Source organism: Domibacillus sp. PGB-M46 (assembly GCF_022668875.1).
Lineage (GTDB): Bacteria > Bacillota > Bacilli > Bacillales > Domibacillaceae > Domibacillus.
Window position 1 is genome coordinate 35,846 of record NZ_JAKGCR010000029.1, and the last position, 16,161, is coordinate 52,006.

Genomic DNA, 16,161 nt, shown 5'->3' on the forward strand with positions numbered 1-16,161 from the left:
AAAATGACTTTTCATGGCATTATACCGCCGGTTGTCACGCTGTTTGATGAAGCGGGAAATTTAGATATCCCTTTGAATAAGCGCTATTTGGATGAGCTTTTGTCACGGAATGTAGATGGACTTCTTTTGATGGGAAGCTCTGGAGAGTTTTCTTCTCTGACGATTGAAGAGAGAAAGCTGTATGTGCGCGAGATGATCAAACACATTAACGGACGCGTGCCGGTGATGGTCGGAGTCGGCCACTCAGCATTAAAAGAGGTGATTGAGCTGACCCATTATGCCGAAGAGCAGGGAGCGGACGGGGTGCTTGCGGTCAGCCCGTTCTATTGGAAGCTGTCGGAAGAGCAGCTGTATCGCTTTTTCTCTGCTTTAGCATCCGAAACGAGCCTGCCGGTTTTCCTTTACAATATTCCGATGCTGACCGGACAAACGTTATCCGTCGAGCTTATTCAAAAGCTTGCGGCAGCGTATCAAAACATTGCCGGCATCAAAGAAACGATCAGCGATTTCGGCCATATCCGGCAGGTCATTGCTTCCCTGAAAAAAATTCGGCCTGATTTTCTCGTCTTTACCGCTTTTGATGATCACATGCTTCCAGGCCAAATGATCGGCGCAGATGGAAGTATTAATGGAAGCGCTGTTTTTATGCCGGAGGTTTCTGTTGAGTTATACAATGCTTATCAGCAGGGTGAGCTGCATGAAGCAGAACGCCAGCATCGGCGTCTGTCACAATTAATGGACATCTATGCCGTCTGTCCGACGTTTTTTACAGCCATGAAAGAAGCCGTTCATCAGCGCTGGTTTGACCAGCCGGCCGGACACCGCACTCCGTTTGATGTGTATCCAGCGGATTTAACAGAAAAAACAGCTGCTATTTTAAATACAATAAACGAGAAAGAAGGGGTTTAATTATGAAAGAAACGCGCGAATTTCTAGAGAGCTTGGGCTATCCATCGTCCGATCCAGGTGAACTGCCAACATCCACCAAAACTTTTCCAGACGGTGCGCAATATCGAATTGAGCTTCCAAGTGTCGAAGGACCGGAAGCATTAAAAGCGACGCTGGCGGAAATTGACCGTCTTGGCTTGACCGTTCACCGTATTTCGCAGGGAAGCGGTATTATGCTGCAGACCGATGAAGAAATCAAGGAAATGTGCGAGCTGACAGCGGAACGCGGCATTGAATTAAGCCTGTTTGTCGGTCCGCGCGGAACATGGGATATTAGTGCGGGACCGCTTACTGCCGCCGGTAAAGCGCAGGCACTTCGCCATGAAGGAGCGAACCAGCTTGTATACGCGATGGAAGACTTAAAGCGCGGTGCAGCGCTCGGCCTTCGTGGAGCGCTTGTTGCCGATGAAGGACTTTTGCTCCTGACGAAAGAAATGAAAAAACAAGGGCAGCTGCCGGAGGATTTTGTGGTGAAAGTGTCGGTTCAAATGGGATCGGCCAATCCTGTGTCGGTACGGCTTATGCAGGACATCGGAGCAGATACATACAACGTGCCGACCGGGTTGACGCTGTCAAAGCTTGCAGCGATTCGTCAGGCCATCGATATTCCCATTGATTTATATGTGGAAGTGCCGGACAACTTCGGCGGCTTCCTCCGCTACTATGAAATTCCGGAAATCATCCGGGTGCTTGCACCGGTTTACATTAAATTCGGTTTGCGTAACCATCCTGATGTATATCCGTCAGGAAAGCAGTGGGAAAGCACGAATATTTCTCTTACCCAGGAGCGAGTGCGCCGCGCATCAATCGGCATCCAAATGATCGAACGGTACTGCCCGGATGCCAAAGCGTCAAAGCTTGGAGCCGAGGGGCTTGGCATCGCCAAAATCGTAAAAGAAGCACCCATGAATTAAGAAAAGGAGCGGAATCACATGACTTTTAAAGTATTGCTGACGGATTATGAATTTGCCCATCTTGAGTACGAAGAGCAGGTTTTCAATGAAAGCGGTCTCGATATTCAATTTATTAAAAAGCAATGCAAAACAGAAGAAGACGTCATCGAACATGCAAAAGATGCGGATGCTCTTTTAAACCAATACGCACCTATTTCAAAACGTGTAATCGACTCTCTTGAAAAAACAAAAGTCATTTCCCGATACGGTGTTGGTGTTAACACGATCGACATCGATTCTGCCCAGGCAAAAAACATTACCGTAGCGAACGTGCCGGATTACGGGATGGAAGAGGTATCGAATCATGCACTCGCCTTGCTGCTGTCATGGGCTCGAAAAGTGACCCTATTAAACAATGAGGTTAAGCAGGGAAATTGGGATTTTAAAGCGTGCGTGCCAATCCACCGTTTTGATAAGCAAACCGTCGGCGTACTCGGCTTCGGCCGAATTCCACGCCGCTTTATTGAAAAGGTAAAACCGCTCGGGTTCCAAACTGCCGCCTATGATCCATTTGTGTCAGCCGAAGAGATGGCAGTGGCAGGCGTTCGAAAAATGGAACTAGATGAAATCATCAAAGAGTCAGATTACTTGTCTGTTCACGTTCCGCTTATTAAAGAAACCCATCATTTACTGAACGCCGAACGGTTTAGTCAAATGAAGAAAAATGCCGTAATCATTAACACAGCCCGTGGTCCAATTATTGATGAAAAAGCGCTTATTGATGCACTTGAACAGGGTATGATCGCCGGGGCTGCGCTAGATGTGACAGAAGAAGAGCCAGTCAGCAAAACAAGCCCGCTTCTTCAAATGGATAACGTCATCATTACACCGCACAGTGCCTGGTATTCAGAAGAAGCAATGGTGGAACTGCGCCAAAAAGCAGCGAAAAATATTGTGCAAGTTTTAAAAGGCGAACAAACGCCTTATGCGCTTACGTAAGAAAGGCGGAAAAGAAGAATGAAATTAGCCCTGTTTTCAGCGGAAGAAAAACATCACCTCGGCGTTGTCCGGGGTGATAACATCATCAGCTTAACGGCAATGGATCCTGAAACGTATCCACCCTGCATCAAAACATTTATCCAGCGGGGGAGCACAGTTCCTTCTCTTGAGGGACAGCCGTCGTTTTCTTTAGAGGGTATTGAAATCGACGTCCCCATCGCTTCACCAGAAAAAATCATTTGTGTCGGCTTGAACTATATTGACCACTGCCATGAAACAGGCATGGAGCCGCCGAAATCTCCGGTTATTTTCTCAAAATACGCGAATGCATTGACCGGTCATAACACGGCTGTAGAAATACCCATTAACTCAAACGAAGTTGATTTTGAAGCAGAGCTGGCTATCGTAATCGGCAAAGAAGCAAAACATGTCTCAGAGGAAGAAGCAGAGGAATTTGTTTTTGGCTATACGATTATAAATGATGTGAGTGCCAGAGACCTGCAGTTTGCAGACGGGCAATGGTCACGAGGCAAAACGGCGGATACCTTTGCACCGACGGGACCCTATGTGGTGACCCGCGACGAAATCGGTGACCCGCACAACCTGGCTATTTCACTGACATTGAATGGCGAAACGATGCAGGATTCCAATACGAGCAATTTGATTTTTACGGTTCCGCAAATCGTTTCCTTTTTATCGCAGTCTATGACGCTGAAGCCGGGAGACTTAATCGCGACTGGAACACCGCCGGGCGTCGGAATGGGCCGCAGCCCGAAAGTGTGGCTGAAGGACGGAGATCGAATGAACGTAACGATCGAAAAAATTGGCACGCTGTCCAATCATGTACGAGGAAGATCATAAACGAGAAAGAAGAGGATGAACATGGATGTTGTAACCGTGGGCGAAACGATGACCCTATTTTCACCAAATGAGCACGGCCAGCTGCGCCATGCTCATTCTTTTTCTATGAAGTTTGCCGGTGCGGAATCCAATGTTGCCATCGGATTAAGCCGCCTTGGCCATAAAGCGCGCTGGATCAGCCGATTAGGTGAGGACGAATTCGGTGATGCGATGGAGATTTTTATTCGCGGGGAAGGTGTGGACGTATCGTATGTTACACGTGATGAGCAGGCGCCAACCGGTGTGTTTTTTAAAGAATTTCGCCGTCCAAATGATACGCGCGTTTATTACTATCGGAAAGATTCCGCTGCCAGCCAGCTGACGGCGGATCATATAAAGGAAGAAGCGATTAAAGGAGCCTCTTATCTACATATAACCGGCATTACACCGGCTCTCGGTGAATCGTGCCGGTCTGTCATGGACAAAGCGATTCAGCTGGCGAAAGCGAGCGGGGTAAAGATTGTGTTTGATCCAAATGTGCGTCTGAAAATCTGGAAAAGTGAAGAAGAAGCGCGCCGGCTGATCAAACGGTATATAGCAGAAAGCGACATTGTGCTGCCGGGTGAAGCGGAAGCCGAATTTTTATTTGGCAAAAAAGATGGAGCCGCTTATGTAGCAGCATTCCATGACCTCGGTGCAGATATGGTCCTGATGAAAATCGGGAAAGAAGGCTGCATCGTGTCGCAGAGAGGCAAAACGGCGGAGCATGTTTCCGGATTTTATGTGGAGAGGGTCGTCGATCCGATCGGCGCAGGTGACGCGTTTGCGGCCGGCGTTTTATCCGCTTTGTTAGATGGACTGTCGGTGGAGGAAGCGGCCAGGCGCGGCAATGCAATGGGTGCCATGGTGACCATGGTAAATGGAGATGTCGAAGGGCTGCCGAACCGCGCGGATCTGTTTTCTTTCATGAATGGCGGATCGGATGATGTAACGAGGTAGAAAGGAGAAACATACATGAATCAGCTTGAACGATTAAAAGAAGGCAAGCTGGTCGCAGTGATTCGCGGCGCCCAGCCGGAACAAGTGATACAAATTGCACGGGCGCTGCAAGAAGGCGGGATTGTCTCACTTGAAATCACAGCCGATACGCCTAAAGTGTGTTCTGTGATCGAAAGAGTAAAGGAAACATTTGGGGACGATATCATTGTCGGAGCCGGCACAGTGCTGGACCCGGAAACCGCCCGTGCGGTCATTATGGCAGGAGCGGAATTTATTTTCTCCCCGACCGTTAATGTGGAAACAATTAAAATGGCGAAGCGCTACGGTGTAATCAGCATTCCGGGCGCACTGACGCCAACCGAAATTCTAACCGCCTATGAACACGGGGCAGATTTAATTAAAGTTTTTCCAGCCGGTGCAATGGGAGCCGGATACTTTAAAGATTTAAAAGGGCCGCTGCCACATATCCCGCTTATGCCAACTGGCGGTATTACTCTCGATAATATAGGGGACTACTTTAAAGCCGGGGCAGCAGCAGCCGGGCTGGGCAGCGCCCTTGTGAATCCTGCGAAGCTTCAAACAGAGGAGTCCTATAAGGAGCTGACCAAAACGGCGCAGGCTTTTTACAAGCTAGCTGCTGGCTGGTAAGGTATTTCTTTTGAATAAGGCGCAATAGCACATGAAGATGATAGACAGAAGAAAACAACTTCCTATTAAAAGGAAACGTCAAACTGTAAACAACCTCCCTCGATTATTAGAAGCAGGACGCCGTGGGCAAAGCAGAGAGGACAGCGAAAGCTGTCCTCTTTTTGTTTTTTCGGAGCAGTTACATGGAAAGAAGTACGGAACTTTTCAGGGGAAAAGATTTTTCGTCATATGCCCAGTTATTCTTTTTTGCTGAAAAGGTCAAAGATTGATTTGTTTGATTTCTTCTTATCTTGCAGCGGGGCAGCAGTTTTTTTAGTTTCCGAACTTTTTCTAGGTTGAGGCTGCCGGTCCAGTTTGGCTGATAGTTCTTGAAGCAGCTCGTTCTGCTTTTCTATCGTTTCTTTTAAATCTTGTATCTCATCGCTATTTTGCTGTTCAGCATTTTCTTTCTCTATTACAATGCCTGCCATATCATTATCCTTCGCCCATGAAACCACTTCATTTGCGGCCTGTTCTACTGTTAGATGTTGATTCTTTTTAACTTCCATAAAACGTTTCATTACAATAACATCTTTATGAAAATATAAACGCTCTCCTTTTGGATTAACGTGAAACGGATAGCCGGCATTTTTTAAAACCGCTGCGTAGTCATCCACGGCCGACTTTTTGAGATTGAGCATTGAGCAAACATCGCCAGGATTCATGAACGTCTGATTAGGTAGTGCATGATTCGGCATATTACTCACACCTCCAAAAGATCATTATGGTATCCAGTAGAATGTAATGGGTATGACTTCAACAAGAAGATAGCTGCTGGAACTCTATTTCGAAATACGAGTAACAATCTGTTAAACAATGTTTTTCACTATACCCTTTTTTTGAAAATTCATGCATTAAATAGTCATATTGCACGCGGTGAGGGATTTGCCTTTTTTTTAATACTAAGCAAATTAAAACATATTGTTCATTAATGAACAAACTTCAGTTGTTTAACAATTGGAGTCAATATAGGAACTTTTATAATAATGTAGAGGTCTGCATTAAAGTATCTCGGTTCATGATGTGTAGAAAGCTGGATATGAGGGAAGGGAATAAATGTGCATTTTTATTCTTGATCGCTAATAGGAAAGGATTGTGTTGTCTCTTATGTGTACTCCTCATAACAACAAAACTATGACCCGGGTGCTTAGTGTCCCGAGTGCAAAAGCGTCATTTGAACAAACTACTATTGAGCGGAGGGAGCTGCGGCCGCATGATGTCTTAATCGATATTAAGTTTAGCGGTATCTGCCACTCTGATATTCATAGTGCGTTCGATGAATGGGGCGGCGGAATGTTCCCAATGGTGCCTGGCCACGAAATTGCCGGAGTTGTGGAAGCCGTAGGATCAGAAGTGACAAAATTTACGGTGGGGGACCGTGTGGGTGTTGGCTGTTTTGTTGATTCCTGCGGAGAATGCGAATACTGCCTGGGTGGTGAGGAGCAATATTGTACAAAAGGGGTTGTCCAGACCTATAACTCGTTAGATTATGATGGGAACCCAACATACGGCGGATACAGCCAAAAAATCGTGGTAACGGAAGGGTTCGTTGTCCGTATTCCAGACAGTCTGGAAATGGATGTCGCAAGCCCGCTGTTGTGTGCGGGTATCACTACATATTCTCCTTTAAAACACTGGAACGCCGGTCCGGGCAAGAAGGTTGCGATTGTAGGAATGGGGGGTCTTGGCCACGTAGCAATCCAGTTTGCGCATGCGATGGGTGCTGAAGTCACAGTATTGAGCCGGTCTATGAATAAGAAAGAAGAAGCCCTGAGTTTCGGAGCAGATCATTACTTTGCAACGAGTGATCCCGATACGTTTACTCAACTGACTGGCCGTTTTGATCTTATTTTAAACACAGTATCTGCCAATCTGGACGTGAATGGATATTTATCTATGCTTCGGGTGGATGGAACCCTTGTCAATGTCGGTGCACCCGCTGAGCCAGACCAGTACAGTGTATTTTCCTTGATCATGGGTCGTCGCAGCATTGCCGGTTCTCTTGTCGGCGGCATCCGTGAAACACAAGAAATGCTTGATTTCGCTGCTGAACACAGCATTACCCCGATGATTGAAGTCATAAATGCTGGCCAGGTAGATGAAGCGTATGAACGTGTTCTTCGCAGTGATGTACGCTATCGATTCGTGATTGACATTGCTACCTTGTAACTTGTGAAAACACTTCTATCATCTTGCACCCGCTCTGATAAAAGATAGATTCGCCCATTTAATAGATTGACTCATTGGATCGATTCATAATCTCCATTTTTTACTTGGTAGGTTTCATGATAATTCCCACAGCAGGATTGTTACCGACCTTTTTATTAAAGTTGGCCCATGCTGTTAAATGCCTTTCATTTTTAGAATAAGCGAGCAAGTCATCCATTTCTTTGCAACAAAACCCACTGATGCTTAAAATATCAGCGGGTTTTGTTTTTTTAGTCAGCATCATTACGTAATAGGAGCAGGGTTGAACAGAGCTAAATCATTATGCAAACCCCAATGCTCTGCCCAGGTTTTCTTGTGTCCACTTGCAACATCTAAAATGAATCGGAAAATTTCCCATCCAACTTCCTCAATGGTTGCTTCCCCGGTAGCGATCGTTCCAGCATTGATATCAATAAGATCTTTCCATTGTTCAGTTAAAGAATTTCGTGTGGATACTTTAATGACAGGAGCCATAGCTAGACTATAAGGTGTTCCTCTTCCTGTCGTAAACACTTGAAGATGCATGCCCGAAGCCAGCTGCAGAGTTCCGCAAACAAAGTCACTAGCGGGTGTAGCTGCAAAAATTAGTCCTTTTTCTGTCGCTTTTTCACCAGGAGCCAGTACGCCTGATATAGGGCTTCTTCCTGATTTAGCGATAGACCCTAAGGATTTTTCTACAACATTGGCGAGTCCGCCTTTTTTGTTTCCGGGAGATGGATTGGCGCTTCGGTCAGCACCACCCAAAGCAAGGTATTGATCATACCAGTCCATTTCTTTTATTAAAGCCTGTCCAACTTCTTCATTCACAGCACGCGGCGTTAACAGATGAATAGCATCGCGCACTTCTGTAACTTCTGAAAACAAAACCGTTGCTCCTGCTCTAACTAATAAATCCGCAGCATAGCCGACTGCCGGATTAGCCGTTACACCTGAGAATGCATCACTTCCCCCGCATTGCGTGCCGATAACCAGGTCAGAAACCGAACATGTTTCACGCTGCCTTTGGTTTAGTTTTATCAATCGTTCCTCAGCCATTTCCATAATGGACTGAACCATGCCCGCAAATCCTGGCTGATCCTGAAGGGAAATAATATCAGATTCTTTCCCGTTTGGGTTGATTCTCATTGGCGAAAGTTTCTCGCAGCCCAGGCCCACAACTAAGGCTTCGCCACCGAAATTCGGGTGTTTCGCCAGGTTTTGAATCGTGCGAATAGGAATAACCGCTTCAGGGGCATTGATCGCTACTCCGCAGCCGTAATTGTGGGTTAGAGCGACCACATCATCGACATTAGTATACTTCGGCAGAAGCTCTTTTTTAATGCGATTTACCACAAAATCCAGCACACCTACTACACATTGAACACTTGTTGTAATCCCTAAGATATTCTTCGTTCCTACACTGCCATCTTCATTGCGAAATCCTTGAAAGGTATATCCTTCAAGGGGGGGCAGGGTTTTCGGTATGTTCGTTGCTAACGGTAATTCACTTAGTTCTGGAGATTGGGGCATTTTGACTAAAGATTCCTCAACCCAGCTGCCTTTTTCGATTGTTTTTAGCGCATGCCCGATCACTTCACCGTAGCGAATAATAGGCTCGTTCTCTTTTATATCTGTTAAAGCTACTTTATGCCCCTGAGGAACTCTTTCTTTCAATTCAAGGCCGTCCGGAAAATGTGTTCCTTTGTCTAATCCGCCTGTATTCACAATAATGGCCACATTGTCTGTTTCATGAACTTTGATATAAAGTGGTTCAACAGCCTGCATGCTTTTTGTCTCCATCAGAATCGTCTCCTTGTAAGCATTTTCATGATTAGATAAGATATCACTGTGTCCATAAAGTAATACGCATATTCCTAAAAAAAGTATTCTGCTTTATTTTCATAACCCGGCGAGATATAAGTAGAATGGGAGTAAAAGTACCATAATGAATCCATATATCCAGTTCCACCTGATCGCAATGTTTATCAGTTTTTCCCTTAAAGAGTAAGCAATTAAATTATTAACAGCAGTCGCTGGTGATAAAACATTTGAAATGCTCCAGCTGCCGAGAAGAGCAATCGCAAAATAATGGATAGAAAAATCCAAATCACTTGGTTTAATACTTGTAATTAATATGGTAACGACAACAATTGGATGAAGGCCGCCCATCGCTGTTCCGACAATAATGATAGATAGTATGATTGTCATCGCTACAGGAGAATGACCGAACACACTGCTGAACGTTCCAACAAGCGTTCCATTCCACTCTGAGGCAACAAAAGCGGAACGGAACAGGCCAGCCAGCAAAAATAAGGAAATTTCCTGATTTAAGTTCGGCAAAGTGACCATAATATGTTTTTTTACTTCCTCTTTATAAAGAGGAATGGTTCCTTTGAAAAAACACCAAATCGCAGGGAAAAACAACGCGGTAAAGCCGATCGCAACAATCATATTAACAAACGTAAAATGTTCAATAAGTAAAACGATGCCGGTTGTCACAAACAGGAGTAAGAGAAGTTCAAATAATATACGGCGTTTCCCAGGGAGAATGGGAACAGCTTCTTCTTCTGTCTCCATCTCGCTTAATCGCTCTTCTTCACGTTTTATTACTTTTCCTTCCAGCAAAAAGCCGACAACAAAAGAAAGAAGGGAAAACCCAATTGCATATAAAGCGATTGAAGTCCACTTTATATGCAGCTGGCTGATGACGAGCGCCATAGCCGCAAAATATGGTGACCAGGCAACCGCCCCGGCAAAGCCCCTGTTCAGCGCATTCGCAATCAGACGATTTGATTTTACATTGGATGCGCCTGATAAATAATAATTGATTGAAATTGCACCTACGTTAATAACGGCACCAAGAAGGTGGGTTAAAAAAGCGGTACTTATATAGAAAAACGAGGCATTGTTTCTTTTTTTATATAAGATGGATCGTAAGGACTCAATGTAACCCCCTGTACGGAACGGAATCCCAAGGATAGGGGTAAGAACAAAGATTACAACAATAGCTAAATTGACAAGAGAACCACTTATAATGATATCTATCCATTTTTCCTGGCCAACTAGCAGTAAAACGGTCAATGCAGCGAGTCCCCCCATTAATTTAGCTGTCATTCCTTTTAATGAAGGGATTGAAATAAGAATAAAGGTAAATACCGTGAAAGAGACTAAGCATTGAAACCAAACGGGCTGGTAAAAGGTGATGATTATATAGCTAAGAGCTAAAAAAATAGACATTCCTTGCTTCATCTGCGTCAACTCATTTTCTAGCAGTCTTATATAGTGGATTGCATATTAGAAAAAGTAACGGTGTGTCATTTCCTCCATAATCCTTTTGCCTGCCAATATTATTAAACGTTTTATTCTTGTGCAAGGGAGTACTGAAGTACTTTATTACGGACAAAATCAAGATGCTGATACATATGGATAAATGCTTCTTGAGGATTCCGCGCCTCAAGGGCTGCATAAATCGCTTTGTGGTACTCTACAGTCCGTTCGCGCTCCCTAATTTGAATTAAACTATTAATTCTACTATGAGTGATTAAAAGAGAGTCAATCATTCCTTCAAGAACTGGGTTGTTAGCGCTCAGGGCAATAATCAAATGAAATTCTTTGTCCGCGTTGCCATAGTCATCATCATTACTGTTGGCAATCGCATCGATTGTTGTCTTTAAGCTTGCAAGTTGTTCGTCTGTTATCTTCTCAGCAGCTATAGTGACAAGCCCTAACTCCAATGCCATACGTGCTTCAATGATTGCAGGCAAGTTATCGGTTGCGAGCGCCAGCATAACAGAGAAGGGGTGGGTGCCGATTTTATTATTAAAAAAAGTTCCTTCGCGTGTTTTCCGTGTAATAACACCGAGCGTTTCAAGGGCACTAAGAGCTTCCCGCAGTACCGACCTGCTCACTTCCAGTTCTTCCATGAGTTCCATCTCGGGCGGAAGCTTGTCGCCGGCTTTTAATTGTCCGCTGATGAGCAGCTGTACAATTCGTTCTACTACCTGTTTTGAAAGAGTATTGCGGTTCACTGATTGAACCCCAAGCTTTCTTGCTGGAGCATTCATTGTTTAACCTCTTTTCTGTAATTATTCCGTGTGCTTTGTATTAGGAGAGGGCAAGCAATTTGGAGAAAACAGCAAATGCGCCGCTCACGAAGAGGGCGCGTTTACTAAAAAACTTACCTAACAAAGCAAGGGCGTTTCGGATCAAACATCCATCCTGGAATCAAATACTGCATAGCGAGTGCATCATCGCGTGCACCGAGCCCTTTTTCTTTATACAGCTGGTGGGCTTTTTCCAGCTGCTCCATATCAATCTCTACACCTAGTCCCGGTTTTGTTGGAACATCCACCATTCCACCTGCGATCTTAAATGGTTCTTTTGTCAGGCGCTGTCCGTCCTGCCAGATCCAGTGTGTATCAATAGCGGTAATGTTTCCAGGGGCGGCAGCTGCCACATGCGTAAACATCGCCAGTGAAATATCAAAATGGTTGTTTGAATGCGATCCCCATGTTAATCCCCAGTCATGGCACATCTGCGCGACGCGGACAGAGCCCTGCATCGTCCAGAAATGCGGATCTGCCAGCGGAATATCAACCGACTGCAGCTGGATGGAGTGCCCCATCTGGCGCCAGTCTGTGGCAATCATGTTTGTCGCAGTAGGGAGTCCTGTCGCACGTCTGAATTCGGCCATCACTTCACGGGCCGAGAAGCCGCCTTCTGCGCCGCAAGGATCTTCTGCATAAGCGAGCACATGGTGCTGGTCCCGGCATAAACGGATGGCGTCTTTTAACAGCCAGCCGCCGTTCGGGTCCAGGGTAATGCGCGCTTCCGGGAACCGCTCTGCCAGTGCTGTGACGGCTTCGATCTCTTCTTCGCCGCGCAGCACGCCGCCTTTTAGTTTAAAGTCGTTAAAGCCATAGCGGGTGTGAGCCGCTTCTGCGAGGCGGACAACGGCTTCAGGAGTTAACGCCTCTTCATGGCGGAGGCGGGACCAGTCATCCTCTGCATCTGCTTCGCTTCGGTACTCCAGGTCCGTTTTGTTCCGGTCTCCTACGTAAAACAGGTAGCCCAGCATTTCCACTTTGTCCCGCTGCTGTCCTTCGCCTAAAAGGGCTGCGACTGGAACGCCAAGGTATTTGCCGGCCAGGTCGAGAAGGGCCGCTTCTAAAGCGGTTACAGCATGAATCGTAATGCGGAGGTCAAACGTCTGCAGGCCGCGTCCTGCCGCATCCCGGTCTGCAAACTGCCGGCGTACGTTATTTAAAATATTGTTGTAGGCGCCGATAGACTGGCCGACTACGATCTCCCGTGCATCCTCAAGCGTCTGGCGGATTTTCTCCCCGCCTGGGACTTCACCCACACCGACATTTCCTGAATTGTCCTTCAGCAAAACGATATTGCGTGTAAAGTAAGGGGCATGGGCGCCGCTTAAATTGAGGAGCATACTGTCGTGACCGGCTACTGGAACCACGGTCATTTCTGTAATAACAGGTGCACCTGTTTTGACGTTTTCCTGGATTAATTGAGTGTTTGCGTTCATATATTTCTCTCCTATCAAATTGGGATTATAAATTATGATTATCAATTAAGATTTCAATTCAACACGTTTAATTTCACCTACAAGGAACAGGTAGCTGCAGATCGCCACGAGTGCATTGGCACCGACGAAAACAAGCGCCCCGTTAAATGAGCCGGTTGTGGCAATAATGTAGCCGATAATGATCGGTGTTGTAATGCCGGCAATGTTGCCAAATGTGTTGAAAAGGCCGCCGCTCACACCGGACATTTCTTTTGGCGATGTATCTGCGACCACGGCCCAGCCGAGTGCGCCAAACCCTTTTCCGAAGAAGGCAAGAGCCATCACAAAGATGACAATCCATTGTGTATCCACATAATTTGCGGCAACGAGCGTCATAGACAATAACATACCAACGACAATCGGTGTTTTCCGGGCAACCGTTAAAGAGAAGCCTTTACGAAGCAGGAAGTCAGAGAACGTTCCGCCTAAAATTCCACCGGCAAATCCGCAAATCGCAGGCAGGGAAGCCACAAAACCAACTTCCAGGATGGTCATGCCCCGTTCCTGTACAAGATAAACCGGGAACCAGGTAAGGAAAAAGTACGTAAGCGTTGTAATGCAGTACTGGCCAAGGTAAACGCCTAAAAGCATCCGGTTTGTCAGCAGCTGTTTAACCTGGCTCCAATTGATGCCTTTCTTTTTGTCTTTCTTTGTGCCTGTCTGGTCCATGTTGGTCAGGGCGCCGCCTTCTTCAATGTAAGCAAGCTCAGCCTCGTTAATCCGTGGATGTTCTTTTGGGCTATAAACCGCTTTCATCCAAATGAACGAAACGACAATCCCAACCGCACCCATAAAGTAGAAAACATACTGCCAGCCAAATGTGTACGTAATGTAACCCATAATCGGGGCGAACAAAACGGTCGCAAAATACTGGGCCGAGTTAAAGGTAGCTGCCGCGGTGCCGCGTTCATGGCTTGGAAACCAGGAAGCGACGATCCGGCTGTTGGCAGGAAAAGAAGGTGCTTCTGCCAGCCCGACCAGGAAGCGAAGGCCGAACAGGATCATCACAGCGGTTCCCGCAGTGCCGAAGAAACCAATAAAACCCTGCATAAGCGTAAAAGCCGACCATAAGAAAATACTCCAAAAGTAAACTTTCTTTGAGCCGAACCGGTCCAGCAGCCATCCGCCGGGAATCTGGCCGGCGACATAGGACCAGGCAAAAGCCGAAAACACATAGCCCATCATGACGGAATCAAGGCCAAGCTGATTGGACATGTCCGTTCCGGCAATGGAGAGGGTGGCCCGGTCCGCATAGTTAATCGCTGTCACAAGAAACAGCATGAAAACAATAAACCAGCGGGCACGTGTTTTTTTCTGAGCGCCTGGAGCTATTGGTGAGGGCTGAAGGATTTTTTCTGGATTAGCCATATACACACTTCCTTTTAAAAATATTTAACTTCCGATACCGCTTTCAAATAAATAAATCTAATAGTTCAATAGGGTTTAAAAACACTTAACTTCTGATACCGCTTTCAAATAAATAAATTTAATAGTTCAATACTATAAAATTGTCTCAATCAAAAGCAACACTCCTTTTGTAAAATTCAAATTATTTTATTTTGTCCAATGGTAAGACAAATATAATTGTTTGTCAACCGTTTTCAGGCTTGATTTTCTGGCCGCTGTTTTTTGTCAAAATCGCTATATTATCAGAAGAAAGCCGGCATTTCGGGTTAAATTTTCAGAAAATAAAATTAGAAGTTGACTGGCAAATCAATTTGTCTTACAATAAAACAAACAACACAAGGGGGATATACCATGAACCAAAATCGTCAGGCTCCGACCGGGATTTTAGGATTCCCGATTGCACCATTTACAAAAAACAATCAGCTGGATGAGCAGGCACTGGCCCAGAACGTACAGGATTTACTGGATGAGGGGCTGGAAGCGATCTTTGTCGCATGTGCCGCAGCGGAATATCCATCCTTAAGCAAGGGTGAATATGAAGCAATGGTAGAAATTGCCGTATCGGTGGCCGGCGGAAAAGTACCGGTTTACACAGGTGTAGGGGGAAACATTCAAACATCCCTGGAACTGGCCCGGATTTCGGCAGACAAAGGCGCAGACGGCTATCTGATTCTGCCGCCATATCTTGTAACAGGCGAACAGGAAGGGCAGGCTGCTTACTTTAAAGCGATTGCCGAAAGCACAGATTTAAATGCGATTGTCTACCAGCGTGACAATGTCTCTTTTTCAATCTCTGCTTTGGAAACGCTTGCTGAAGTGCCGCAGGTGGTCGGTGTCAAAGACGGCCTTGGCAATATGGAGTTAAATACACTGCTCACACAGACATTTGGAGACCGTTTTGGATGGCTGAACGGGATGCCGCTGGCTGAAGTCACGATGCCGGCATACATCCCATTAGGCTTTGATTCTTATTCATCGGCGATTTCCAATTACATTCCGCATATCTCCCGGAAGTTTTACACGAGCCTGCAAAACGGAGACCAAGAAGCGGTTCGTGATATTTTCAAGCACGTGATTCTGCCCATCCATAACATCCGCTGCCAGCGCAGGGGCTATGCCGTTTCTCTCATTAAAGCAGGAATGGAAATTATGGGGAAACCAGTCGGCGAAACAGTCAGACTGCCCATCCTTCCGGTGGAAAAAGAGCACTACGCACAAATGGGAAGCATCCTGAAAAATGCACTGGACCGTTTTCCAAAAGAAACAGCTGTACAACCAATCCAATAAAAGGCGGGATCATGATGACAACCACAATTGAAACCAAAACATACCTTAATTTTATCAATGGCGAATGGGTGCCTTCCGTTTCAAATGAAGTGGAAAAAAGCCTGAATCCAGCAGACAAAAATGAAGTCGTCGGCTATGTGCAAAAATCAACAGCCGAAGATTTGGCCCAGGCGGTGGCCGCGGCGAAAGCTGCAAAAGAAGGATGGCGCAGGCTGTCAGGGGCAGCCCGCGGAGAGTACCTGTATAAAGCGGCCCACATTTTAGAAAAAAGGATCGATGACATTGCCGAGTGTGCCACGCGGGAAATGGGCAAAACCTTTGCCGAAACAAAAG

Annotated in this window: 16 protein-coding genes; 9 read left to right on the forward strand and 7 right to left on the reverse strand. The window is 46.0% G+C overall.

The genetic code is table 11. From position 1 onward, the window contains the following. Positions 1–3 precede the first annotated feature (3 nt). The 6 genes from L2D08_RS21025 to L2D08_RS21050 are packed head-to-tail and all read left to right on the forward strand — an operon-like array spanning position 4 to position 5,327. Positions 4–909, forward strand: a complete 906-nt coding sequence (locus tag L2D08_RS21025; RefSeq protein WP_242236931.1) for a dihydrodipicolinate synthase family protein — start codon at positions 4–6, stop codon at positions 907–909. 2 nt (positions 910–911) lie between these two features. After that, positions 912–1,862, forward strand: coding sequence for a U32 family peptidase (locus L2D08_RS21030; RefSeq protein ID WP_242236934.1), 951 nt, complete (start codon positions 912–914; stop codon positions 1,860–1,862). A gap of 18 nt (positions 1,863–1,880) precedes the next feature. After that, positions 1,881–2,840 (forward strand): C-terminal binding protein, encoded by a 960-nt coding sequence (locus L2D08_RS21035; RefSeq protein ID WP_242236938.1) that lies wholly within the window; start codon positions 1,881–1,883, stop codon positions 2,838–2,840. Between the two features lie 18 nt (positions 2,841–2,858). Continuing rightward, a complete protein-coding gene (locus L2D08_RS21040) occupies positions 2,859–3,701 on the forward strand; it encodes a fumarylacetoacetate hydrolase family protein (protein WP_242236940.1) in 843 nt (280 codons plus the stop codon). A 21-nt stretch (positions 3,702–3,722) separates the two neighbouring features. Continuing rightward, entirely contained in the window at positions 3,723–4,679 is a 957-nt protein-coding gene (locus L2D08_RS21045) for a sugar kinase (protein ID WP_242236943.1), read from the forward strand. A 15-nt stretch (positions 4,680–4,694) separates the two neighbouring features. After that, positions 4,695–5,327: a bifunctional 4-hydroxy-2-oxoglutarate aldolase/2-dehydro-3-deoxy-phosphogluconate aldolase gene (locus tag L2D08_RS21050; protein WP_242236944.1), complete on the forward strand. Its 633-nt coding sequence runs from the start codon at positions 4,695–4,697 to the stop codon at positions 5,325–5,327. Positions 5,328–5,563: 236 nt separating this feature from the next. On the opposite strand, the gene L2D08_RS21055 is transcribed toward L2D08_RS21050, so the two are convergent. After that, positions 5,564–6,064, reverse strand: coding sequence for a hypothetical protein (locus L2D08_RS21055; RefSeq protein WP_242236948.1), 501 nt, complete (start codon positions 6,062–6,064; stop codon positions 5,564–5,566). A 409-nt stretch (positions 6,065–6,473) separates the two neighbouring features. Here L2D08_RS21055 and L2D08_RS21060 point away from each other — a divergent pair, with 409 nt between their 5' ends. Continuing rightward, positions 6,474–7,535: an NAD(P)-dependent alcohol dehydrogenase gene (locus L2D08_RS21060; RefSeq protein WP_375337627.1), complete on the forward strand. Its 1,062-nt coding sequence runs from the start codon at positions 6,474–6,476 to the stop codon at positions 7,533–7,535. 100 nt (positions 7,536–7,635) lie between these two features. On the opposite strand, the gene L2D08_RS24600 is transcribed toward L2D08_RS21060, so the two are convergent. The 6 genes from L2D08_RS24600 to L2D08_RS21090 all read right to left on the reverse strand — a co-directional run bounded on the left by L2D08_RS24600 (position 7,636) and on the right by L2D08_RS21090 (position 14,502). Beyond that, positions 7,636–7,818: a monooxygenase family protein gene (locus L2D08_RS24600; RefSeq protein ID WP_375337626.1), complete on the reverse strand. Its 183-nt coding sequence runs from the start codon at positions 7,816–7,818 to the stop codon at positions 7,636–7,638. Continuing rightward, complete coding sequence (gene garD / locus L2D08_RS21070) at positions 7,818–9,353, reverse strand: galactarate dehydratase (RefSeq protein ID WP_242236949.1); 1,536 nt, start codon at positions 9,351–9,353, stop codon at positions 7,818–7,820. Before garD ends, L2D08_RS24600 begins: the two co-directional genes overlap by 1 nt. 99 nt (positions 9,354–9,452) lie before the next feature. Then, positions 9,453–10,802 (reverse strand): hypothetical protein, encoded by a 1,350-nt coding sequence (locus L2D08_RS21075; RefSeq protein WP_242236952.1) that lies wholly within the window; start codon positions 10,800–10,802, stop codon positions 9,453–9,455. Positions 10,803–10,912: 110 nt separating this feature from the next. After that, entirely contained in the window at positions 10,913–11,617 is a 705-nt protein-coding gene (locus L2D08_RS21080) for a FadR/GntR family transcriptional regulator (RefSeq protein WP_242236955.1), read from the reverse strand. Between the two features lie 113 nt (positions 11,618–11,730). Beyond that, positions 11,731–13,095, reverse strand: a complete 1,365-nt coding sequence (gudD, locus tag L2D08_RS21085) for a glucarate dehydratase (RefSeq protein ID WP_242236957.1) — start codon at positions 13,093–13,095, stop codon at positions 11,731–11,733. Between the two features lie 45 nt (positions 13,096–13,140). Then, complete coding sequence (locus L2D08_RS21090) at positions 13,141–14,502, reverse strand: MFS transporter (RefSeq protein ID WP_242236959.1); 1,362 nt, start codon at positions 14,500–14,502, stop codon at positions 13,141–13,143. A gap of 390 nt (positions 14,503–14,892) precedes the next feature. On the opposite strand from L2D08_RS21090, the gene kdgD reads away from it, so the two are divergent. Both kdgD and L2D08_RS21100 read left to right on the forward strand, forming a co-directional pair. After that, positions 14,893–15,828 (forward strand): 5-dehydro-4-deoxyglucarate dehydratase, encoded by a 936-nt coding sequence (gene kdgD, locus L2D08_RS21095; RefSeq protein ID WP_242236961.1) that lies wholly within the window; start codon positions 14,893–14,895, stop codon positions 15,826–15,828. Positions 15,829–15,842: 14 nt separating this feature from the next. Next, positions 15,843–16,161: aldehyde dehydrogenase family protein (locus L2D08_RS21100; RefSeq protein ID WP_242236963.1), on the forward strand; the 319-nt coding region annotated here is incomplete at its 3' end.

Excerpts from the sequence above, each read along its gene's own strand:
- L2D08_RS21025 (WP_242236931.1), top strand. The coding sequence starts at position 4 with ATGACTTTTCATGGCATTATACCGCCGGTTGTCACGCTGTTTGATGAA.
- L2D08_RS21030 (WP_242236934.1), top strand. The coding sequence starts at position 912 with ATGAAAGAAACGCGCGAATTTCTAGAGAGCTTGGGCTATCCATCGTCC.
- L2D08_RS21035 (WP_242236938.1), top strand. The coding sequence starts at position 1,881 with ATGACTTTTAAAGTATTGCTGACGGATTATGAATTTGCCCATCTTGAG.
- L2D08_RS21040 (WP_242236940.1), top strand. The coding sequence starts at position 2,859 with ATGAAATTAGCCCTGTTTTCAGCGGAAGAAAAACATCACCTCGGCGTT.
- L2D08_RS21045 (WP_242236943.1), top strand. The coding sequence starts at position 3,723 with ATGGATGTTGTAACCGTGGGCGAAACGATGACCCTATTTTCACCAAAT.
- L2D08_RS21050 (WP_242236944.1), top strand. The coding sequence starts at position 4,695 with ATGAATCAGCTTGAACGATTAAAAGAAGGCAAGCTGGTCGCAGTGATT.
- L2D08_RS21055 (WP_242236948.1), bottom strand. The coding sequence starts at position 6,064 with ATGCCGAATCATGCACTACCTAATCAGACGTTCATGAATCCTGGCGAT.
- L2D08_RS21060 (WP_375337627.1), top strand. The coding sequence starts at position 6,474 with ATGTGTACTCCTCATAACAACAAAACTATGACCCGGGTGCTTAGTGTC.
- L2D08_RS24600 (WP_375337626.1), bottom strand. The coding sequence starts at position 7,818 with ATGATGCTGACTAAAAAAACAAAACCCGCTGATATTTTAAGCATCAGT.
- garD (WP_242236949.1), bottom strand. The coding sequence starts at position 9,353 with ATGGAGACAAAAAGCATGCAGGCTGTTGAACCACTTTATATCAAAGTT.
- L2D08_RS21075 (WP_242236952.1), bottom strand. The coding sequence starts at position 10,802 with ATGAAGCAAGGAATGTCTATTTTTTTAGCTCTTAGCTATATAATCATC.
- L2D08_RS21080 (WP_242236955.1), bottom strand. The coding sequence starts at position 11,617 with ATGAATGCTCCAGCAAGAAAGCTTGGGGTTCAATCAGTGAACCGCAAT.
- gudD (WP_242236957.1), bottom strand. The coding sequence starts at position 13,095 with ATGAACGCAAACACTCAATTAATCCAGGAAAACGTCAAAACAGGTGCA.
- L2D08_RS21090 (WP_242236959.1), bottom strand. The coding sequence starts at position 14,502 with ATGGCTAATCCAGAAAAAATCCTTCAGCCCTCACCAATAGCTCCAGGC.
- kdgD (WP_242236961.1), top strand. The coding sequence starts at position 14,893 with ATGAACCAAAATCGTCAGGCTCCGACCGGGATTTTAGGATTCCCGATT.